Annotated in this window: 16 protein-coding genes; 9 read left to right on the plus strand and 7 right to left on the minus strand. The window is 41.1% G+C overall.

What is annotated here, in order from left to right:
* Window positions 1-386: 386 nt before the first annotated feature.
* The gene (locus D2V08_RS11875; protein WP_119608351.1) at window positions 387-2558 is read right to left on the minus strand and encodes an endonuclease MutS2; all 2172 of its coding nucleotides are present in this window, start codon (window positions 2556-2558) and stop codon (window positions 387-389) included.
* A gap of 239 nt (window positions 2559-2797) precedes the next feature.
* Here D2V08_RS11875 and ung point away from each other — a divergent pair, with 239 nt between their 5' ends.
* Window positions 2798-3463 carry a uracil-DNA glycosylase gene (ung, locus tag D2V08_RS11880; protein ID WP_119608352.1) on the plus strand — a complete coding sequence of 222 codons (666 nt, stop codon included), beginning with the start codon at window positions 2798-2800 and terminating at the stop codon, window positions 3461-3463.
* A gap of 95 nt (window positions 3464-3558) precedes the next feature.
* On the opposite strand, the gene D2V08_RS11885 is transcribed toward ung, so the two are convergent.
* From D2V08_RS11885 to D2V08_RS11905, 5 genes are all read right to left on the minus strand, one after another.
* Window positions 3559-4407, minus strand: a complete 849-nt coding sequence (locus D2V08_RS11885) for a substrate-binding domain-containing protein (protein ID WP_119608353.1) — start codon at window positions 4405-4407, stop codon at window positions 3559-3561.
* A 70-nt stretch (window positions 4408-4477) separates the two neighbouring features.
* The gene (locus D2V08_RS11890) at window positions 4478-5365 is read right to left on the minus strand and encodes a nucleoside phosphorylase (protein ID WP_119608354.1); all 888 of its coding nucleotides are present in this window, start codon (window positions 5363-5365) and stop codon (window positions 4478-4480) included.
* A 3-nt stretch (window positions 5366-5368) separates the two neighbouring features.
* Window positions 5369-6301 carry a DUF1835 domain-containing protein gene (locus tag D2V08_RS11895; protein ID WP_119608355.1) on the minus strand — a complete coding sequence of 311 codons (933 nt, stop codon included), beginning with the start codon at window positions 6299-6301 and terminating at the stop codon, window positions 5369-5371.
* A 143-nt stretch (window positions 6302-6444) separates the two neighbouring features.
* Window positions 6445-6774 carry a translation initiation factor gene (locus tag D2V08_RS11900; protein WP_119608356.1) on the minus strand — a complete coding sequence of 110 codons (330 nt, stop codon included), beginning with the start codon at window positions 6772-6774 and terminating at the stop codon, window positions 6445-6447.
* Window positions 6775-6776: 2 nt separating this feature from the next.
* Window positions 6777-7727 (minus strand): isopenicillin N synthase family dioxygenase, encoded by a 951-nt coding sequence (locus tag D2V08_RS11905; RefSeq protein WP_119608357.1) that lies wholly within the window; start codon window positions 7725-7727, stop codon window positions 6777-6779.
* Window positions 7728-7837: 110 nt separating this feature from the next.
* On the opposite strand from D2V08_RS11905, the gene D2V08_RS11910 reads away from it, so the two are divergent.
* From D2V08_RS11910 to D2V08_RS11940, 7 genes are all read left to right on the plus strand, one after another.
* Entirely contained in the window at window positions 7838-9817 is a 1980-nt protein-coding gene (locus D2V08_RS11910; protein ID WP_119608358.1) for an alpha-ketoacid dehydrogenase subunit alpha/beta, read from the plus strand.
* Window positions 9818-9904: 87 nt separating this feature from the next.
* On the plus strand, window positions 9905-10390 hold the full coding sequence (locus D2V08_RS11915) for a lipocalin-like domain-containing protein (protein ID WP_119608359.1): 486 nt from the start codon (window positions 9905-9907) through the stop codon (window positions 10388-10390).
* Window positions 10391-10394: 4 nt separating this feature from the next.
* Window positions 10395-11087 carry a YiaD family glycine zipper/OmpA-like lipoprotein gene (locus D2V08_RS11920; protein ID WP_119608360.1) on the plus strand — a complete coding sequence of 231 codons (693 nt, stop codon included), beginning with the start codon at window positions 10395-10397 and terminating at the stop codon, window positions 11085-11087.
* A 163-nt stretch (window positions 11088-11250) separates the two neighbouring features.
* Window positions 11251-11568, plus strand: coding sequence for a hypothetical protein (locus tag D2V08_RS11925; RefSeq protein ID WP_119608361.1), 318 nt, complete (start codon window positions 11251-11253; stop codon window positions 11566-11568).
* Window positions 11569-11676: 108 nt separating this feature from the next.
* Entirely contained in the window at window positions 11677-12594 is a 918-nt protein-coding gene (locus tag D2V08_RS11930; RefSeq protein ID WP_119608362.1) for an EamA family transporter, read from the plus strand.
* 68 nt (window positions 12595-12662) lie between these two features.
* A complete protein-coding gene (locus D2V08_RS11935) occupies window positions 12663-13217 on the plus strand; it encodes a DUF4251 domain-containing protein (RefSeq protein WP_119608363.1) in 555 nt (184 codons plus the stop codon).
* 142 nt (window positions 13218-13359) lie between these two features.
* A complete protein-coding gene (locus D2V08_RS11940; protein ID WP_119608364.1) occupies window positions 13360-14559 on the plus strand; it encodes a PQQ-dependent sugar dehydrogenase in 1200 nt (399 codons plus the stop codon).
* Between the two features lie 16 nt (window positions 14560-14575).
* Here D2V08_RS11940 and D2V08_RS11945 read toward each other — a convergent pair whose 3' ends face one another.
* A complete protein-coding gene (locus tag D2V08_RS11945) occupies window positions 14576-14899 on the minus strand; it encodes a hypothetical protein (RefSeq protein WP_119608365.1) in 324 nt (107 codons plus the stop codon).
* Between the two features lie 457 nt (window positions 14900-15356).
* Between D2V08_RS11945 and D2V08_RS11950 the strand changes: the two genes are divergently transcribed.
* Window positions 15357-16091 carry a cysteine hydrolase family protein gene (locus tag D2V08_RS11950; RefSeq protein ID WP_100818351.1) on the plus strand — a complete coding sequence of 245 codons (735 nt, stop codon included), beginning with the start codon at window positions 15357-15359 and terminating at the stop codon, window positions 16089-16091.
* Window positions 16092-16332 lie beyond the last annotated feature (241 nt).

Consider the following 16332-nt stretch of genomic DNA (forward strand, 5'->3'; position numbering starts at 1 on the left):
GGAAGGGTTTCGTTATCGTTAAAAGATATGAATCGTTTTTAATACTTCGACTGCGCTCAGTACAATGTGATTTATATCAACCGATAACGAAGTTCGCAGAAAATTCCTTCAAAAACAATAGGCTAATCCATTGACTGATGCGAATTTGTCAACATTGAATGTAAGCGCGTTTGTCATTTCGAGTGAGCGTAGCGACGAGAAATCTCTTTTAGGGTTAGATTTCTCACTCCCGATGGTTATCGGTACGTTCGAAATGACGGAGACTGCCAAAACTAATGGTTTATCATTCCTGTGAAAACAGGAATCCATCGCTGTAGGATGCAGTATAGTAAACATCGTTGCATACTTCGACTACGCTCAGCATCCAACTAGAATCATAAATAGGATTATTTCTTCGCCTCCACCAATTCCAATTGGTCCACGCTCACATTGGTAGTGAACATCCCGTAATTGACCACGGCCTTACCTTTTTCGAGCGTATCGATACTGCCCACGGCCTTACCGTCCATTAAGCGAACGCGGTCACCGATTTTAAATACAGGTCTGGGTTTGTTCTTTTCGGCCTGGACTTCCTTTTTCTTTTTGATTTTCTTCTCTACCCGAACTTTTTTGATTTTTTGTTCAAGCTCTTCGGCAACCTGTTTTTTCTCCTGTTGTTTCGCCTTTGCTTTTTTGGCAGTGGTCTTTCTACGTTTGCTATTCTCCGTTTCCACAATGCGGAGCATTTCGGATATCAACGGGCGTTTCTTTTTATCAATAAAATATTTCTCCGCGGCAGTGTTCATCTTGTTGCCCAATTGAATCATACGCTGGTTATGGTCGTACATCTCTTGGTAACTCTCCAATTTGGATTTGATTTTTGTATTGAGCTGCTCCAAACGTTCCGATTCTTCACGTGCTTTGGACTCCTCTTCTTTGAGCTTGGAGCCAGTCTCCACCATTTTGTTACGCTCTTTTTGGAGTTTGGCAATGGTAGCATCAAACCGGACCTTTCCTCGTTCAATCTTTTTCTTTGCTTTGTTGATCAAGGAGTAGGGGATACCGTTCTTTTGGGCTACTTCAAACGTAAAGGAACTTCCCGCTTCACCCAAAACCAGTTGAAAGGTTGGCTCTAATGTTTTTGAGTTGAATAGCATATTGGCATTGGTCGCGTGTGGCAATTCGTCTGCCAATGCTTTGAGGTTTGCATAATGAGTGGTGATGACTCCGTAAGCATCACGCTCATAGAAAATCTCTAAAAAAGCTTCCGCCAATGCGCCACCCAATTCAGGGTCACTACCCGTACCAAATTCATCTATTAAGAACAATGTTTTATTGTTGCACTTCTTTAAGAAGTAGTTCATGTTCTTGAGTCGGTAACTATACGTACTTAGATGATTTTCAATAGATTGATTATCTCCAATGTCTGTTAAAATCTTATCGAAAAAGCAAACAGAACTGCGTTCATGTACTGGAATCAGCATTCCACTTTGAAGCATTACCTGAAGCAACCCAATCGTCTTTAAAGTAATACTTTTTCCTCCTGCGTTTGGTCCAGAGATAACGATGATTCGGTTCTCTTTGTGCAGTTTTATGGTTTGTGGCCAGGTTTTTTCGTTCTTTCGTTTGTTGGAAAGGTAAAGCAGTGGGTGGTAGGCATCACGAAGGTACATCTCCCGCTCTTCATTGATTTCCGGCAATAAACCATTCATCTCGTTGGCGTATTTGGCCTTTGCAGCGGTAATGTCTGTATCCGAAAGATACGTTTGGTATTCCCGTAACAATTCCAGATACGGTCGCATCTCGTCCGTGAGCTTGTTGAGAATCCGTTGAATTTCTTCTTTTTCCTCAAACTCCAGATTGCTGAGTTCTCGGGTGTAGGACAGGGTGGCTTCTGGAACAATGTACACAATGCTTCCCGTCTTGGATGTACCCATAACGGTACCCTTTACTTTTTTGCGATGCATGGCCTTAACGGCCAATACCCTCCGGTTTTCCACAACAGATTCGCGGATTTCATCCAAGAAATCGGATGACTGATAACGACCTAGCGCAGTGTTAAAACTTTGGTTGATTTTACTACGAACTTCATTGATTTGACTGCGGATGTATCGAAGTTCATCCGAAGCAGAATCTTTGATTTCACCGAATTTGTCGATTACATCATCAATGGCTGCTGGAATTTCGGGATGCAACTCCAAAGCATTCACTTTATCAAAAAGCAATGGGTAGTATTCCTTGAACTTTTTAAAGAATTTCTGATGAATCGCTAGGGTTTTGCAGATGCCCCCGATTTTTCGGAAACCGGCTATTTCCAGGGTGCTATTGTCAATCTTTAACAACCCCAGTTCGTTATTGATTTGGTCGAAACCATGATTGGGAATACGGTTGTCGTTGGAAAAAGAGGCCAAATACTCGGAAGTTTGCCCTAAAACCTTCATAAGTTCCTCTTTGTGTTGGAACGGTTTTATGGTCAAGGCATCTTCTTTGCCCAACTCCGTATTGCATCGCGCTGCGATTTGTGTCAATACCGTTGGGAACTCGAGATCTTGAAGTGTTTTGGAGTGAATGTTTTGCATCTTTTTCTACTAGCAGCGCAAAGATAGGATTTTGATGTGTTTTTGAAGTGTACCGCTCTGGCAAAAACAATTTGCAATGCGTACTTTTGACACATACCTGATTTATTCCTTTAAATAGATATCCTATGAGGAGCGACAATACCGTAATTTATATTATCGCCGGCGTTATATTACTGCATTTTGTTGTAGGCATTGGGTACTTGATCTATAAATTGACAAAAAAGAAGTAAAGTCAGCACATGGAAGTGAATATTGAGCCGAGTTGGAAAACCCAGTTGAACGATGAGTTTGAAAAGCCCTACTTTCAAGAGTTGACTTCCTTTGTGAAGCAGGAATATCAACAAAATACCTGCTACCCAAAGGGTAAGGATATTTTTTCCGCTTTTGACCATTGCCCGTTCCAAGAAATTAAAGTGGTAATCATTGGGCAAGACCCGTACCACGGACCTAATCAGGCAAACGGACTTTGTTTTTCCGTAAAAGATGGGATTCCACACCCGCCATCTTTGGTGAATATTTTTAAAGAAATTAAAGTGGATATGGGAAAAACCTATCCCGAAAGTGGAAACTTGGAGCACTGGGCGGACCAGGGCATACTCTTGTTGAACGCCACCTTAACGGTTCGTGCACATCAAGCAGGCAGCCACCAAAAAAAGGGTTGGGAACAATTCACCGATGAAGTAATCAAGACGGTTTCCAAAGAATTGGAGGGGGTTGTTTTTTTGCTTTGGGGTGGATTTGCCAAGAAGAAATCAACTTTGATAGATAAGAGTAAACATCACATTCTTACCTCTGGACATCCTTCGCCCTTGAGTGCCAATCGTGGGCTGTGGTTCGGTAATCAGCATTTTAGCAAAACAAATAAGTTATTGGAGCAGATGGGCAAGGCGCCTATTGATTGGTAAACTCATCAGGATTTTTGGATTGATGGATTTCATAATTAGCTCTTATTATATAAACCTTAACCATAGCACCTTTAACCCTTCACCCAATAAGACATCTATTTCCAGAGAAAATGCGAAGCTTCCTTGATTTCCTCGATCAAATTAAGGTCATGTAGCCTTGATTGTACTTCGTTGACGGTTGCTTCCGAAAGTTGCTCCCGCCCCCAAGTAGTTTTGGATAGCCATTCCTTAATATCCTCTAATTTCTGCTCGTATCGGTTGGAAAGCGTTCGATCAATACTCGGGATTTGCTTGAATTCCGAGGTGTAGGTATTTATTACTTCTAAAATGTGTTTAAGGACACCTTCGTTTTCTTTTAGAAATGCATTTGAAGCGGCAATCACAAAACAAGGCCAAGGGGTAGGGCAGTCCCCCAACCGTTTAAAAGTTCCGTTGTCTACAAGCGGTTTGGTGGTGAAGTGTTCCCACATAAAATAAGCGTTGGAGCCACTTGATAGATTTTCAACGGCACCATCCAGGTTATTTATGATTTCAAATTCAAGATTTTCAGTGTTCCAACCTTGGTTCTGCGCATTGATGTAGGCCATTAAATGACTTCCGCTACCCATACGGCTGATGGCCACTTTATCATCTTTTAAAGACTTGATGGAATTTCTTTCGCTATTTGCATCTACATGGATGCCCCAAAAAAGGGGAGAGGAGACATATTCTTGAACAATTTTGCTGAGGTTACCCTGTGAAATGCTTTTGATAATGCCTTCGGTAAGGATAATACCCATGTCGGCTTCTCCATCCTGCAGCATTTCAGTCATTTTTCCCGTTCCCTCGGGAATATCTGTCCATTCCAATTGAATGCCCCTATCCTCAAATGCATTGTCTTCCATGGCCAAGTGCCAAGGAAGGTTAAAATGTTCGGGGACCCCAATTATTTTTACCGTTTTCATACGTCTCGATTCTTTGTGGGTTAAAATTATGATTCCGTGCGGTATCTTTCAAAAAAATGGGCGCAGAAAATTATACCAATTGACTTTTGGCGATTTGTTCCAAGGTGTACTGTATCAACCTATCTATGGTCTTGTGTCCTTGTTTGGAGAATTCACCTGTAGCCCTATTGGCCAAAATTGCATTGAGCGAAACAGCTCGATGTCCATGCAGTTTTGCAATGCCATACATAGCGGCTGTCTCCATTTCAAGATTGGTTACCCTAAAATTCCCGAATGAAAAATCGGCTAGCTTTTCATTGAAATCAGGAATGGCTAGCTTTAACCGAAGCGACCTGCCTTGTGGTCCGTAAAAGCCTGAATTGGTACCTGTTACGCCAAATCGTATACGATTTGAAGCAAAAACAGCACCCAACTCCTTATCAAAATCAACAACATAAGGGTGAATGTTGTATTTCTCCCATCCCAAGTATTCTGTCAGCGCTTGTTCCAGTTCCCTGTTTTTGATGTGTCCACAGTCATAAAAGTGCATAAGGTTGTCGAACCCAATGCCGGCGGAACTGATTAAGAAAGTGTCAACCGGGATGTCCGGTTGAAGAGAACCGGATGTACCGACCCGTATAAAATTGAGTTTCGTCTTTTGGGATTTAATTTGCCTAGAAGTGAAATCGATGTTTGCAAGCGCGTCCAATTCATTAAAAACAATGTCGATATTGTCGGTTCCAATACCTGTTGAGATTACAGTAATTCGTTTTCCTGAATAGTGCCCTGTGTGGGTAACAAACTCACGTTTGCTTTTGTTCACTTCGATAGAGTCAAAGTATTTGGAAACTTCATGCACGCGATTTTGATCACCTACTGTTATAATGGTGGTCGCAATATCTTCAGGAAGAAGGTTGAGATGGTAAATGCTCCCATCAGGATTCAGAATAAGCTCTGAACTGCCCAGTGATGAGCCCATTTGCTATAATTTAAGGATTCGGTCCGTTTCTGTATTGTATAGGAAGTTATACTTTAAGGAACCGCCCAGATACATTTGATTGTCACGTAGTTCCGAATAGTAATTTGCCTCTAGTTTTAAAACATCCAACCCTTTTTTGGTTAATTTGACAGGGTCAAACGAACTAAAAAGTGGTTTTAAAGAAGAAATCATTCGGTCGTATTGTGTATCTCCGAAACCGTAGAAACCTTGGTTTGTCAATAATTCCTTCATTAACTCTTTTCTGGACTCAGGCTTTACCTGCTTGGCCACCTCCAAAATGTGGTTCTCCAAATCGTTAAGTCCGTTTTTAATGGTAGGAAATCGTTTTAGATGTGTTTTTAAGGCGTCAGATAGGTATTCGAATTGAAAATCATTGTTGGCAATCTGGTTTTCCAATCGAATTGGGTTATCACTGCAATACAGTTGCCAGATATAATCTGCGTATTCTATATCGTCCTGTGAAAGTACTTTTTTGTTTTCGTAGAGCTCAAGCAGTTTGTCATCGTTGAGTTCATTAAGACCATAAAGTTTATCGGAACCCTCTACTTTACCGCTGCATACCAATGAAATTTCAGCATGCCTTCTGTGAGTTTTCAGCCAACTGATCACAGCTAGCATATTGATTTGGCAAAAAAGATCATATTCGAACCAAAGAACAATTTGGTCTTGTTGTTTGTGATTACAAAGAGACCGATATTCCTTAAGGGTTTTCTCGATAAACCAAGATTTGGAAACTTTGTAGTTTTTATTGAGGAACTCAAATCTTGTTTTCCAAAAAGATTCACTTCCTACAGTGGAGAGGGTCTTGCCTTCGCAAAGCATTTCCCTCCAGGTAATTACATCTCCATTGAATTGCAAAGATTGTAATCTAGACGTGAAACTGTCCCCGTTGGTTATGTGCAACAGTGATTTCATTTTCAGCTCAGTTTTCGTTGGTTAGGAATAATAAAAGTAAGCTATAAAGCAGGAACACAAAAATTTTTTCACAAAACATTGGTATTTGCGACTACTTTTTAACATGTAGAAAAAACCATAATGGTTTATTACTAAATTATCAGTTATCCGCCAACACGCTTTACGGAAAATCCATTTTCCTTTAGGAAATCCATGATTTTGTCCCGGTAATCCCCTTGAATGATAATAGCCTCATTCTTAAAGCTTCCGCCGACTCCCAAAAGTGTTTTTAGGTCTTTCGTCAATTTTTTAAAATCGCTATCGGCGCCATTGTATCCTTCAAGTATGGTGACGGGTTTGCCTTTGCGTTTTTCATATTTGCAGATAATAGGGTCGTCCTGTATCCAATAAGCAGGTTTTTCATTATTGTTTTCAGGTTCTTCTGAAGGAACGTGATCTGGAAATAAGTTTTTAAGCTGGTCTCCTAAGTCCATGGCTATTTTTTTATCAATCCTAAATCAATCAATCTTTCATGAAGATATTCCCCGGCAGTAATATCCTTAAAAGCTTTGGGATGTTCTTCATCAATACAGTTTTCTAAGCAATTCAAAGGCATGTCGCTTACAGGATGCATAAAAAACGGAATGGAGTACCTTGAGGTTCCCCATAACTCTTTGGGTGGATTTACTACTTGGTGGATAGTTGACTTCAATTTATTGTTAGATAGTCTGGAGAGCATATCCCCAACATTGATCATCAACTGGTCGGGTTTTGCGATGGCATCCACCCAATTCCCTTCATGGTCTTTTACCTGAAGCCCTTTCCCATGAGCTCCCATTAATAAGGTAATAAGGTTAATGTCACCATGAGCGGCCGCTCGCACTGCATTTTTGGGTTCTTCGGTAATGGGCGGATAGTGGATGGGTCTTAAAATGGAGTTGCCATTTTTAATGTGGTCATCAAAATAGGTTTCTTCCAAACCTAGGTGCAAAGCCAACGCTCGAAGCACATATTTTGCGGTTTTTTCCAGCATTTTATAGGTCTCCTTACCCACCTCATTAAAATCAGGGAGCTCCTCTACGGTCACATTGTCGGGGTATTCGGCTTCAAGCTTTGCATTGTCCTCTACATATTGTCCAAAATGCCAAAATTCTTTAAGGTCACCTTCTTTTTTGCCTTTGGCGTGTTCTTTTCCAAAAGAGGTGTATCCTCGTTGACCGCCAATGCCTTCTATTTCATATCTATCTTTCACTTCTTGCGGAAGATTAAAGAACTTTTTTATTTCGGCATATAGGTTTTCCACCAATTCATCAGATAAAAAATGTCCGCTTAGCGCTACAAAGCCGATATCCTCGAAAGCAGCACCGATTTCTTCAACAAATTTTTCTTTTCTTTTTGGGTCGCCCGAAACAAAATCTTTCAGGTCTACACTTGGGATAGCACTCATATCGTCATCTTTGATGTTAGATCAAAAATAGGGAATATTGCTGAAGGTTTTGGAATTTTAAGGTGTTTTGAAGGGCTTTTTACTACATTTATCCAACAGAATTTAATTGTATGAGGTATCATGTTGGCAGCTTGGAACAACAAAAGTTGCTGGATTTGTACAAAGGCATGCTGAAGCCGAGAATGATAGAGGAAAAAATGCTGATTCTTCTACGGCAGGGCAAAATTTCCAAATGGTTTAGTGGTATAGGGCAAGAGGCTATTTCCGTGGGTGTCACCAAGGCGCTCAAGGAAAATGAGTATATCCTTCCCATGCACCGAAACTTGGGCGTTTTTACTTCCAGAAACATCCCTTTAAATCGACTTTTTTCCCAGTGGCAGGGAAAACAAAGCGGGTTTACCCAGGGTAGGGACCGTAGTTTTCATTTTGGCACGCAGGAATACAAAATTGTTGGGATGATTTCCCATCTAGGCCCTCAACTTGGGGTTGCGGATGGTATCGCTTTGGCAGATATGTTGCGAAGAAAGAAGCGGGTGACTGCTGTTTTTACTGGGGAAGGGGCAACCAGTGAAGGTGATTTTCATGAAGCGTTGAATGTTGCTTCAGTTTGGAATTTGCCCGTTCTGTTCTGCATTGAAAACAATGGGTATGGCCTATCCACTCCAACAAACGAGCAATACAATTGCGAGCATTTGGCGGATAGGGCCAAAGGGTATGGAATTGAGTCCAGAATTATTGATGGAAACAATATATTGGAGGTATATGCCAAGGTCGATGAACTGTGCAAGGCAATTCGCAGAAGACCACGTCCAGTACTTTTGGAGTTCAAAACGTTTCGGATGCGTGGGCACGAAGAGGCAAGCGGCACGAAGTATGTCCCTGATAAATTGATGAAGGAGTGGGGAAAGAGAGACCCTATTTCTAACTATGAAAGTTTTCTGTTGGAGGAAGGAGTGCTTACAGAAGCAATGATTGAGGACATCAAAGCAGGTTTTACCGAGGAAATCAACTCGAACTTACAGCTCGCTTTTGATGAACCAGATGTATCTTCCAATGAAAGTAAAGAATTAATAGAGGTTTATCAAGATTTTGAATATCAAAATATTGAACCTGAATCAAACTCAAGTGAGAATATACGGTTTGTTGATGCCATATCTCAAGGATTGGAACAATCCATGTACCGTCACAACGAACTGATAATCATGGGGCAAGATGTTGCTGATTATGGTGGTGTTTTTAAAATTACGGAAGGTTTTGTACCAAAATTTGGGAGGAGCCGGGTAAGAAACACGCCCATTTGTGAGTCAGCGATTGTTTCCACGGCCATGGGATTGTCCATCAACGGAATGAAAGCTGTTATGGAGATGCAGTTTGCCGATTTTGTGAGTTCCGGGTTCAATCCGATTGTCAACTATTTGGCTAAAGTGCATTACCGCTGGAACGAAAAAGCGGATGTGGTAATCCGAATGCCTTGCGGAGGTGGTGTAGGGGCGGGGCCCTTTCATTCACAGACCAATGAGGCCTGGTTTACCAAAACTCCTGGGCTCAAAGTCGTATATCCAGCATTTCCATATGATGCCAAAGGATTGTTGAACACGGCTATAAACGACCCAAATCCCGTCCTCTTTTTTGAACATAAAGGATTGTATAGAAGCATTAGAGGTGATGTTCCCACCGATTATTATACACTGCCATTGGGTAAGGCCAGCCTTTTAAGGGAAGGGAATTCCATATCGGTGGTCACTTATGGTGCAGGAGTGCATTGGGCTATGGAAACGCTTGATAAGCATCCAGAAATTGATGCAGACCTAGTAGATTTAAGAACACTTCAACCTTTGGATATGGAAACCATTTTTGCTTCGGTAAAAAAGACAGGGAAATTGATTGTGCTTCAAGAAGACACTTTGTTCGGCGGAATAGCCAGCGACATTTCGGCCATGGTGATGGAAAACTGTTTCGAATATTTGGATGCCCCGGTCAAACGGGTGGGGAGTTTGGAAACTCCGGTACCCTTTGCAAAATCTCTTGAAGCTAATTTTTTGCCTAAAAAAAGATTTGAAGAGGAATTAATTGAATTATATCAATATTAAAACCAGTTGGTTAGCTATTTTTTTAATAATTTAACAACTAGAAACATACCCCAAATCGTATATTTTTTGAACATTAACTTAATTCTTATGATTAAACGATCACTTTTACTTTTTACAGTGATGGGACTTTTGCTCTCGTCATGTTCCGTTTCCAAAAGTGCTAGAACGCAGCGAAATCTGTTCAGCGGCACTTGGAATTTGGATAACGTTTACTACGAAAACAATACTGGAAACTTTAAATCGACCATCTTCAATGATGCAGAGGATATCTGCTTTGAAGACAGTGAATGGTTCTTTAGGGACAACAATAGTACAGGACGCTACACCATAAAGCAAAGCTCGCTTTGCCAAGGTGGAGACCGTTTTTTTAGATGGTCCGTGGTGGAGCCGCAACAGAACTATCAGAGTCAACTTCAGTTTAAGTTTATTGACGAAAACAGAAAGGATATCTCTGGAGGATATGGGTACCGTCTTAACATTGTGAGTCTATCGGAGCAATCCATGACCCTTAATTCCAATGTTTCAGTTGACGGAAAACCCGTGACTATTGTTTACGAATTCTCAAAAAAATAAATTCATGAAAAATATAGTTTTAAAAGGTGCAACAGCTTTTTTGGCGTTGACCATGATTATCAGTTGCGATGCCATCAAAAACGCAAATAACACCCAAAAAGGTGCTGCAATTGGCGCTGGTGGCGGTGCAGTTATCGGTGGTGTTATTGGAAACAATGTAGGTAAAGGAAATACCGCTCTAGGTGCCATTATTGGTGCCGTGGTGGGTGGTGCTGCCGGTGGTTACATTGGAAACCGTATGGATCGACAGGCGGAACAAATCGAACAAGAAATCCCGGGTGCCGAAGTACAACGAGTAGGTGAGGGAATCAATGTTACCTTTAGTGGTGAGAACGGTGTTTATTTTGACACTAACAAATCCGACGTTAAAGGTGCTTCTGCTGCCACTTTGGATAAATTGGCTGGAATCTTTAAGGAATATCCAAAAACCAACATATTAGTGGAAGGTCATACCGATAGTGACGGCGCGGCCGAATACAATATGGGTCTTTCCCAACGTAGGGCACAAGCCGTAACAAGTTATTTGGTGGCTAAGGGCATTTCCAGTGGACGATTTACAACCAAATGGTATGGTGAGGAACAACCTGTGGAAAGCAACGAAACTGCCGCAGGTAAAGCTGCAAACAGACGTGTAGAGCTTGCCATTGTTGCAAGTGACGAGCTTAAAGAAGAAGCTTACGAGAAAACCGAGAATTAGGCATCAACCTAAAATTGGATACAAAGGCCCGGTATTGACCGGGCTTTTTTTGTTTATAGATGTTAAATAAACCATTAAATGTGAGTTAAGCCGTCGGGAATTTGAAAGAATTTATGTAACTTAATAGAGGTCAATCTGTTAATGTTAAAACTTTTGAGATTCTATGGAAAACATCACCCAGAATAATATTGAGCACCAACAAGAGCTATTGGTGCGGGTGGAGCGAAATAATAAAATGGTACAGCGCCTGTCGCAAAAATTAAACTCGTACACCTGCGAACCAAAATGCCCGCAACAATTTGAAAAGTTTTATGAACTGAAAAGGAGTATCCAAAACTATACAAAACATCACCATCGGATTGTGTCCAAGATTCAACAACGAAAGACGGATTTAAAAGAAGCAAACAATAAAGAAGTTGAGCAACATTTAAAGCACTTCAAAAAATTGGAAAACGATATTGCTTCATACCTAGTGGATTAATAACTTCACTTTATTTATCGCTGAAATAAATTATTCTAAAATTTATCGGCATCGATAATTTCTTCCATAAACATACGTAATATTGCAAGGCAGTAACTCTGTCTTCTTATGGCAAAATCCTCAAACTCTGTCCTCGTTATCTTGGCTTTTTTTGCCATCTATGTTATTTGGGGCTCTACATACCTATTAAACAAAATAGCTGTATTGGAGTTGGAGCCTTTTATGCTGGCCAGTTGTAGGTTCACTACAGCAGGATTATGTATTTTCCTTTTGGCCAAGATTATGGGAATCCCTTTGACCATTACCAAAAAGCAGTTACTAAATACGATAATTGCGGGAATTCTATTTCTTAGTTTTGGAAATGGAGTAGTGGTATGGGCACTTCGCTACGTGGATAGTGGTTTTGCCGCATTGGAGATTTCTTCCCAACCCTTGATTATTTTGTTGTTGATGCGCGTTTTGCAAGGCAAAAAAATTCAACCCATGTCGGTAATAGGGGTCATTTTTGGTATTATTGGAATTTATTTACTGGTAAGTCAAAAACAGGTAATTGCACAAGAAGATTCCATTATTGGAATGGTCATGATATTCTTTTGTATGCTCAGTTGGGCCTACGGAAGTCTTTTTGTGGCCAAAGCAGACCTTCCCACCAATTATTTCGTCAACACTGGCTATCAAATGTTCACGGCAGGACTGATTTTGGCGTTGATGAGCATTGGGTTTGGTGAAAAATGGTCCTCCCCAATGGTTTGGAGCGGAGAGGTGCAAATTTCTATGGTTCTCTTAGTGATCTTTGGAAGTATATTGGCCTTCACATCCTTCAATTATCTTTTAAAGGCGGTATCACCGGAAAAGGTGGCGACATCCACCTACGTTAACCCCATTGTCGCATTGCTTTTAGGATGGTATTTTTTGGATGAACAGATTACGTTACAGTCTATAATGGCAGCGGTAATATTGTTGACAGGTGTTTATTTTATCAACACCAAAAAGACGTTGGCCATTTTTGAACGTTTTAAACGTTAAAACACAGTTATTTATCACGGATTTGATTGTGGCATTTTGTAACTTGTTAGAAGTTAATAATCAAATCAATGAAGTCTATAGTAAAAGTAGGGGCGTACATCGTACTGTTGACCTCTATAGCATGCGCATCGAGCAAAAACAATGCAACAGCCGAGGAAATCGCAGCATTGGACCAAATGATTTCCAACAAACAATTTGAGATTCAAGCCAATTGGGCGCAACCCATGGCAACCCAAAGCTTTAATAGCATTGCCAATGCGGGCTTGTTGCCGCCAGGAAGTACGGCAAGCCGAATCGATATCTCTGGAACCGGAGGATATTTTCGCATGGTAGGCGATAGCGTAATGGCCGACCTTCCCTTTTTCGGCGAACGCAGAATGGGCGGATACTACAATCAAAACAAAACTGGAATCATATTCGAGGGCATACCTAAGGATCTCTCATTTTCTCCGAATAAAAAAGGAGTCGGACAAACCATGCGTTTTACAATAAGTGAAAAATCTGAAGGATTTCAGGTAATTGCACAATTGTATCCCAATGGTACAGCAAGGCTTACCGTTTCCAGTACCCACCGAACAAATATGTGGTACCAAGGCAATCTTTCCGAATACAAGGAAGAATAATAGATTTATTACAAGGATTTTGGGCAATTCGTGTCAGACTTTCTGATACGGATGAATGATATCAAACCCCAAAGTTCTTCCTCTTTCCATCATTTTATCATAGCTTTATTGATTCAGAAACCAAAACACCTAATATAACAAGATGAGAATGTATACGTTGACCTTAAGGTCTGTACTGATACTGATGCTTTCAGTAGCTTTTATTGCATGTAAAGGAAACAAAGAAGGTAACGAGGAGGAAACTACCGAGGAAGTAGCGGAGAATGCCCAAGAAGCACTAAAATATACCGGTGATCTACCATTGGACCGTCTTAATCTACCAGAAGGTTTTAGCATAGATGTCTATGCAGAAAACTTGGAAGGTGCTCGTTCCATGGCCATGGGTGCCGATGGAACCCTTTTTGTGGGGACCAGAAACGAAGGAAATGTTTATGCGCTAAAAGATACGGATGGCGATTATAGGGTGGATGAGACCTACACCATTGCATCCGATTTGGAGCAGCCTAACGGACTGGCTTTTAGAGATGGCGCTTTGTACGTGGCCGCAGTGAGTCGTTTGTTTAAATATTCCGACATTGAATCGCAACTGGAAAATCCACAGGAACCTGAATTGATCTATGACGATTACCCGACCGAATTTCACCACGGGTGGAAATACATCGCTTTTGGTCCTGACAATAAATTATATGTTCCCGTAGGTGCACCTTGTAACATCTGTGATCGTACCGATGAAGATGAGCGCTTTGGTACGATTACTCGAATGGATCCCGATGGTAGCAATCGCGAGATCGTGGCACACGGAGTTCGAAATACAGTTGGCTTTACCTGGCATCCAGATACCAATGAACTATGGTTTACCGATAATGGTAGGGATATGATGGGTGACGATGTACCTCCGGGTGAATTAAATAAACTTACCGAAGTGGGTCAGCATTTTGGCTACCCATTTTGTCACGGTGGAACGGTAAAAGACCCTGAATTTGGCGATCAGCGCCCATGCTCCGATTTTGTGGCCCCAGTGCAACCTTTAGGAGCACACGTAGCTGCTTTGGGTGTAAAATTTGGAAAAGGACCTATGTTCCCAGAGGCATATCAAGGCCATGCATTTTTGGCCGAACATGGTTCTTGGAACCGCTCCTCCAAAGTAGGGTACAGGATAACCATGGTTAAGCTGGAAAATGGCAAAGCTGTTAGTTATGAACCATTTATTGATGGTTGGTTGGATGAGGAGTCGCAAGAGGCTTTTGGTAGACCTGTAGACCTATTGTTCTTGGAAGATGGTTCTTTGCTCATTTCCGATGATGAGGGCAATGCTATTTATAGGGTTACCTACAAAGGATAAGATTACATCATAATAACTATTGAAAGTACTTGGGAATTGGCATTTGGTTCATTTTCCAAGTACTTTTTTTTTGTTGGTTATCGGTAACCTCAATAAAAAAGTAATTGGCTCCCCCCTCCATTTTAGAGACAATATGTTCCACGATAAATGTTGATTCGTTATGGTGAAAAATAAACTCGGTAACCTCTCCATTAGGTGTTTCGTTAACTTTTCCATGCCGTAAGATCAAATTGGGTTTGGCCAAAATACTGTTGCTTTTGTGCCAGCAGAGATAGCGGATTTCCCCACTACGTAGCTTATCAATCCTTACAGTGAATTGTCCATCTCCAAAGTAGGCCAAAATAGATTCAATATTGGGTGCTCTCCAAAAAATGGCTAAGTAGGTTTAAGTAGGTTCAGGTTTGGTTGAACGGCAATACAATTCTGGTATTGTATCAAACCTGGTTTCTTTTCCTCCATTCGGCACCGAACAGCCAGCCAGCGATAAAGATTATGATGCCCGCCATAATCAAACAAAATATCTGTAAGGCATTTATAGTTTCAAGTGTAGTCATACTCTTATTTTTTGATCAAACTACATCATACGCAATTATTTTGCGCACGCAATTGACGAATCCCCCATTTGAATTCACCAATAGCCTGTTTGAATGGACGAGATTATCAGTTTGATGTTGAGATAAATCAAAAGAGAGGAAAATTGTCCATTCACTGGCGTAGTTCATCCATTTTTTCATGCTCGGTATTGCCGCAACTTTGTACCATCAAAATTTAAGTTTAATCAGTTAAAATAAAATACCATGAAAAATTTGATGCGAACACTTACCGTGTTCATGATTACCATTTCGGGGCTCCATGCTCAATTACCAGAACCAGGTTTTATCATTGACGGCACCACCGCCATTGTAATCACCGATCCACAAAACGATTTCCTTAGCCCCGATGGTGTGGCCTGGGGAGCTGTAGGAGAGAGCGTTCAGGAGAACAACACCATCGAGAACTTGGAGACCATTTTTAAGCTGGGCGAAGAATACAACATTCCCGTATTTATTTCTCCCCACTACTACTACCAGCACGATCATGTGTGGAAGTTTGAGGGAACCCTCGAAAAATTAATGCACAACATCAGCATGTTCGACCGTGGGGACCAATTGAACGTAAAAGGTTTTGAAGGTTCCGGTGCCGATTGGTTGCCTCGTTACAAAAAGTACATTAACAAGGATAGGGTAGTAGTTACAAGTCCTCACAAAGTGTTCGGTTCCGAGTCCAACGATTTGGCCTTGCAGTTGAGAAAACAAGGTGTGGACAAAGTAATCTTGGCAGGAATGTCCGGTAACCTGTGTGCTGAATCACATATGAGGGAATTGGTAGAAAACGGTTTTGAAGTAGCCGTAGTGGGTGACGCTACAGCTTCTGCCAAACTACCTGGATTGGATGGTAATGCAGCTGCCCAAACCAACTATAAAATGATTTCAAGCCGTGTGTTCACCACAAAAGAATTGGTGAAAGAATTGAAAATGCACGACATGAAGTAAAACTTAAGTGTTTGTGATGTTGAAGTTGAAGTGCAAGGGGTCAAACTTAGGTTTGGCCCCTTTTCTTGTTGATGTTCAGGCAATTGAGCTCAATTAGGGAAAATTGTCCAAGGAAGATGTCCAAAGAGCCGGTTTTCGTCAACCTGAACTTGTTTCAGGTTCTCATAATGATTGGGTCACCACTCGATGAGATTCTGAAATAAATTCAGAATGACGCATTTCAATCTTCTTGCTAGCTATT

It is taken from the genome of Flagellimonas lutimaris (assembly GCF_003581615.1).
GTDB classification, from domain to species: domain Bacteria; phylum Bacteroidota; class Bacteroidia; order Flavobacteriales; family Flavobacteriaceae; genus Flagellimonas; species Flagellimonas lutimaris.

What these genes read in the sequence shown, in the direction of transcription:
- ung (WP_119608352.1), top strand. Translation starts at nt 2,798, where the DNA reads ATGGAAGTGAATATTGAGCCGAGTTGGAAAACCCAGTTGAACGATGAG.
- D2V08_RS11915 (WP_119608359.1), top strand. Translation starts at nt 9,905, where the DNA reads ATGATTAAACGATCACTTTTACTTTTTACAGTGATGGGACTTTTGCTC.
- D2V08_RS11905 (WP_119608357.1), bottom strand. Translation starts at nt 7,727, where the DNA reads ATGAGTGCTATCCCAAGTGTAGACCTGAAAGATTTTGTTTCGGGCGAC.
- D2V08_RS11930 (WP_119608362.1), top strand. Translation starts at nt 11,677, where the DNA reads ATGGCAAAATCCTCAAACTCTGTCCTCGTTATCTTGGCTTTTTTTGCC.
- D2V08_RS11940 (WP_119608364.1), top strand. Translation starts at nt 13,360, where the DNA reads ATGAGAATGTATACGTTGACCTTAAGGTCTGTACTGATACTGATGCTT.
- D2V08_RS11895 (WP_119608355.1), bottom strand. Translation starts at nt 6,301, where the DNA reads ATGAAATCACTGTTGCACATAACCAACGGGGACAGTTTCACGTCTAGA.
- D2V08_RS11935 (WP_119608363.1), top strand. Translation starts at nt 12,663, where the DNA reads ATGAAGTCTATAGTAAAAGTAGGGGCGTACATCGTACTGTTGACCTCT.
- D2V08_RS11900 (WP_119608356.1), bottom strand. Translation starts at nt 6,774, where the DNA reads ATGGACTTAGGAGACCAGCTTAAAAACTTATTTCCAGATCACGTTCCT.
- D2V08_RS11950 (WP_100818351.1), top strand. Translation starts at nt 15,357, where the DNA reads ATGAAAAATTTGATGCGAACACTTACCGTGTTCATGATTACCATTTCG.
- D2V08_RS11875 (WP_119608351.1), bottom strand. Translation starts at nt 2,558, where the DNA reads ATGCAAAACATTCACTCCAAAACACTTCAAGATCTCGAGTTCCCAACG.
- D2V08_RS11885 (WP_119608353.1), bottom strand. Translation starts at nt 4,407, where the DNA reads ATGAAAACGGTAAAAATAATTGGGGTCCCCGAACATTTTAACCTTCCT.
- D2V08_RS11925 (WP_119608361.1), top strand. Translation starts at nt 11,251, where the DNA reads ATGGAAAACATCACCCAGAATAATATTGAGCACCAACAAGAGCTATTG.
- D2V08_RS11890 (WP_119608354.1), bottom strand. Translation starts at nt 5,365, where the DNA reads ATGGGCTCATCACTGGGCAGTTCAGAGCTTATTCTGAATCCTGATGGG.
- D2V08_RS11920 (WP_119608360.1), top strand. Translation starts at nt 10,395, where the DNA reads ATGAAAAATATAGTTTTAAAAGGTGCAACAGCTTTTTTGGCGTTGACC.
- D2V08_RS11910 (WP_119608358.1), top strand. Translation starts at nt 7,838, where the DNA reads ATGAGGTATCATGTTGGCAGCTTGGAACAACAAAAGTTGCTGGATTTG.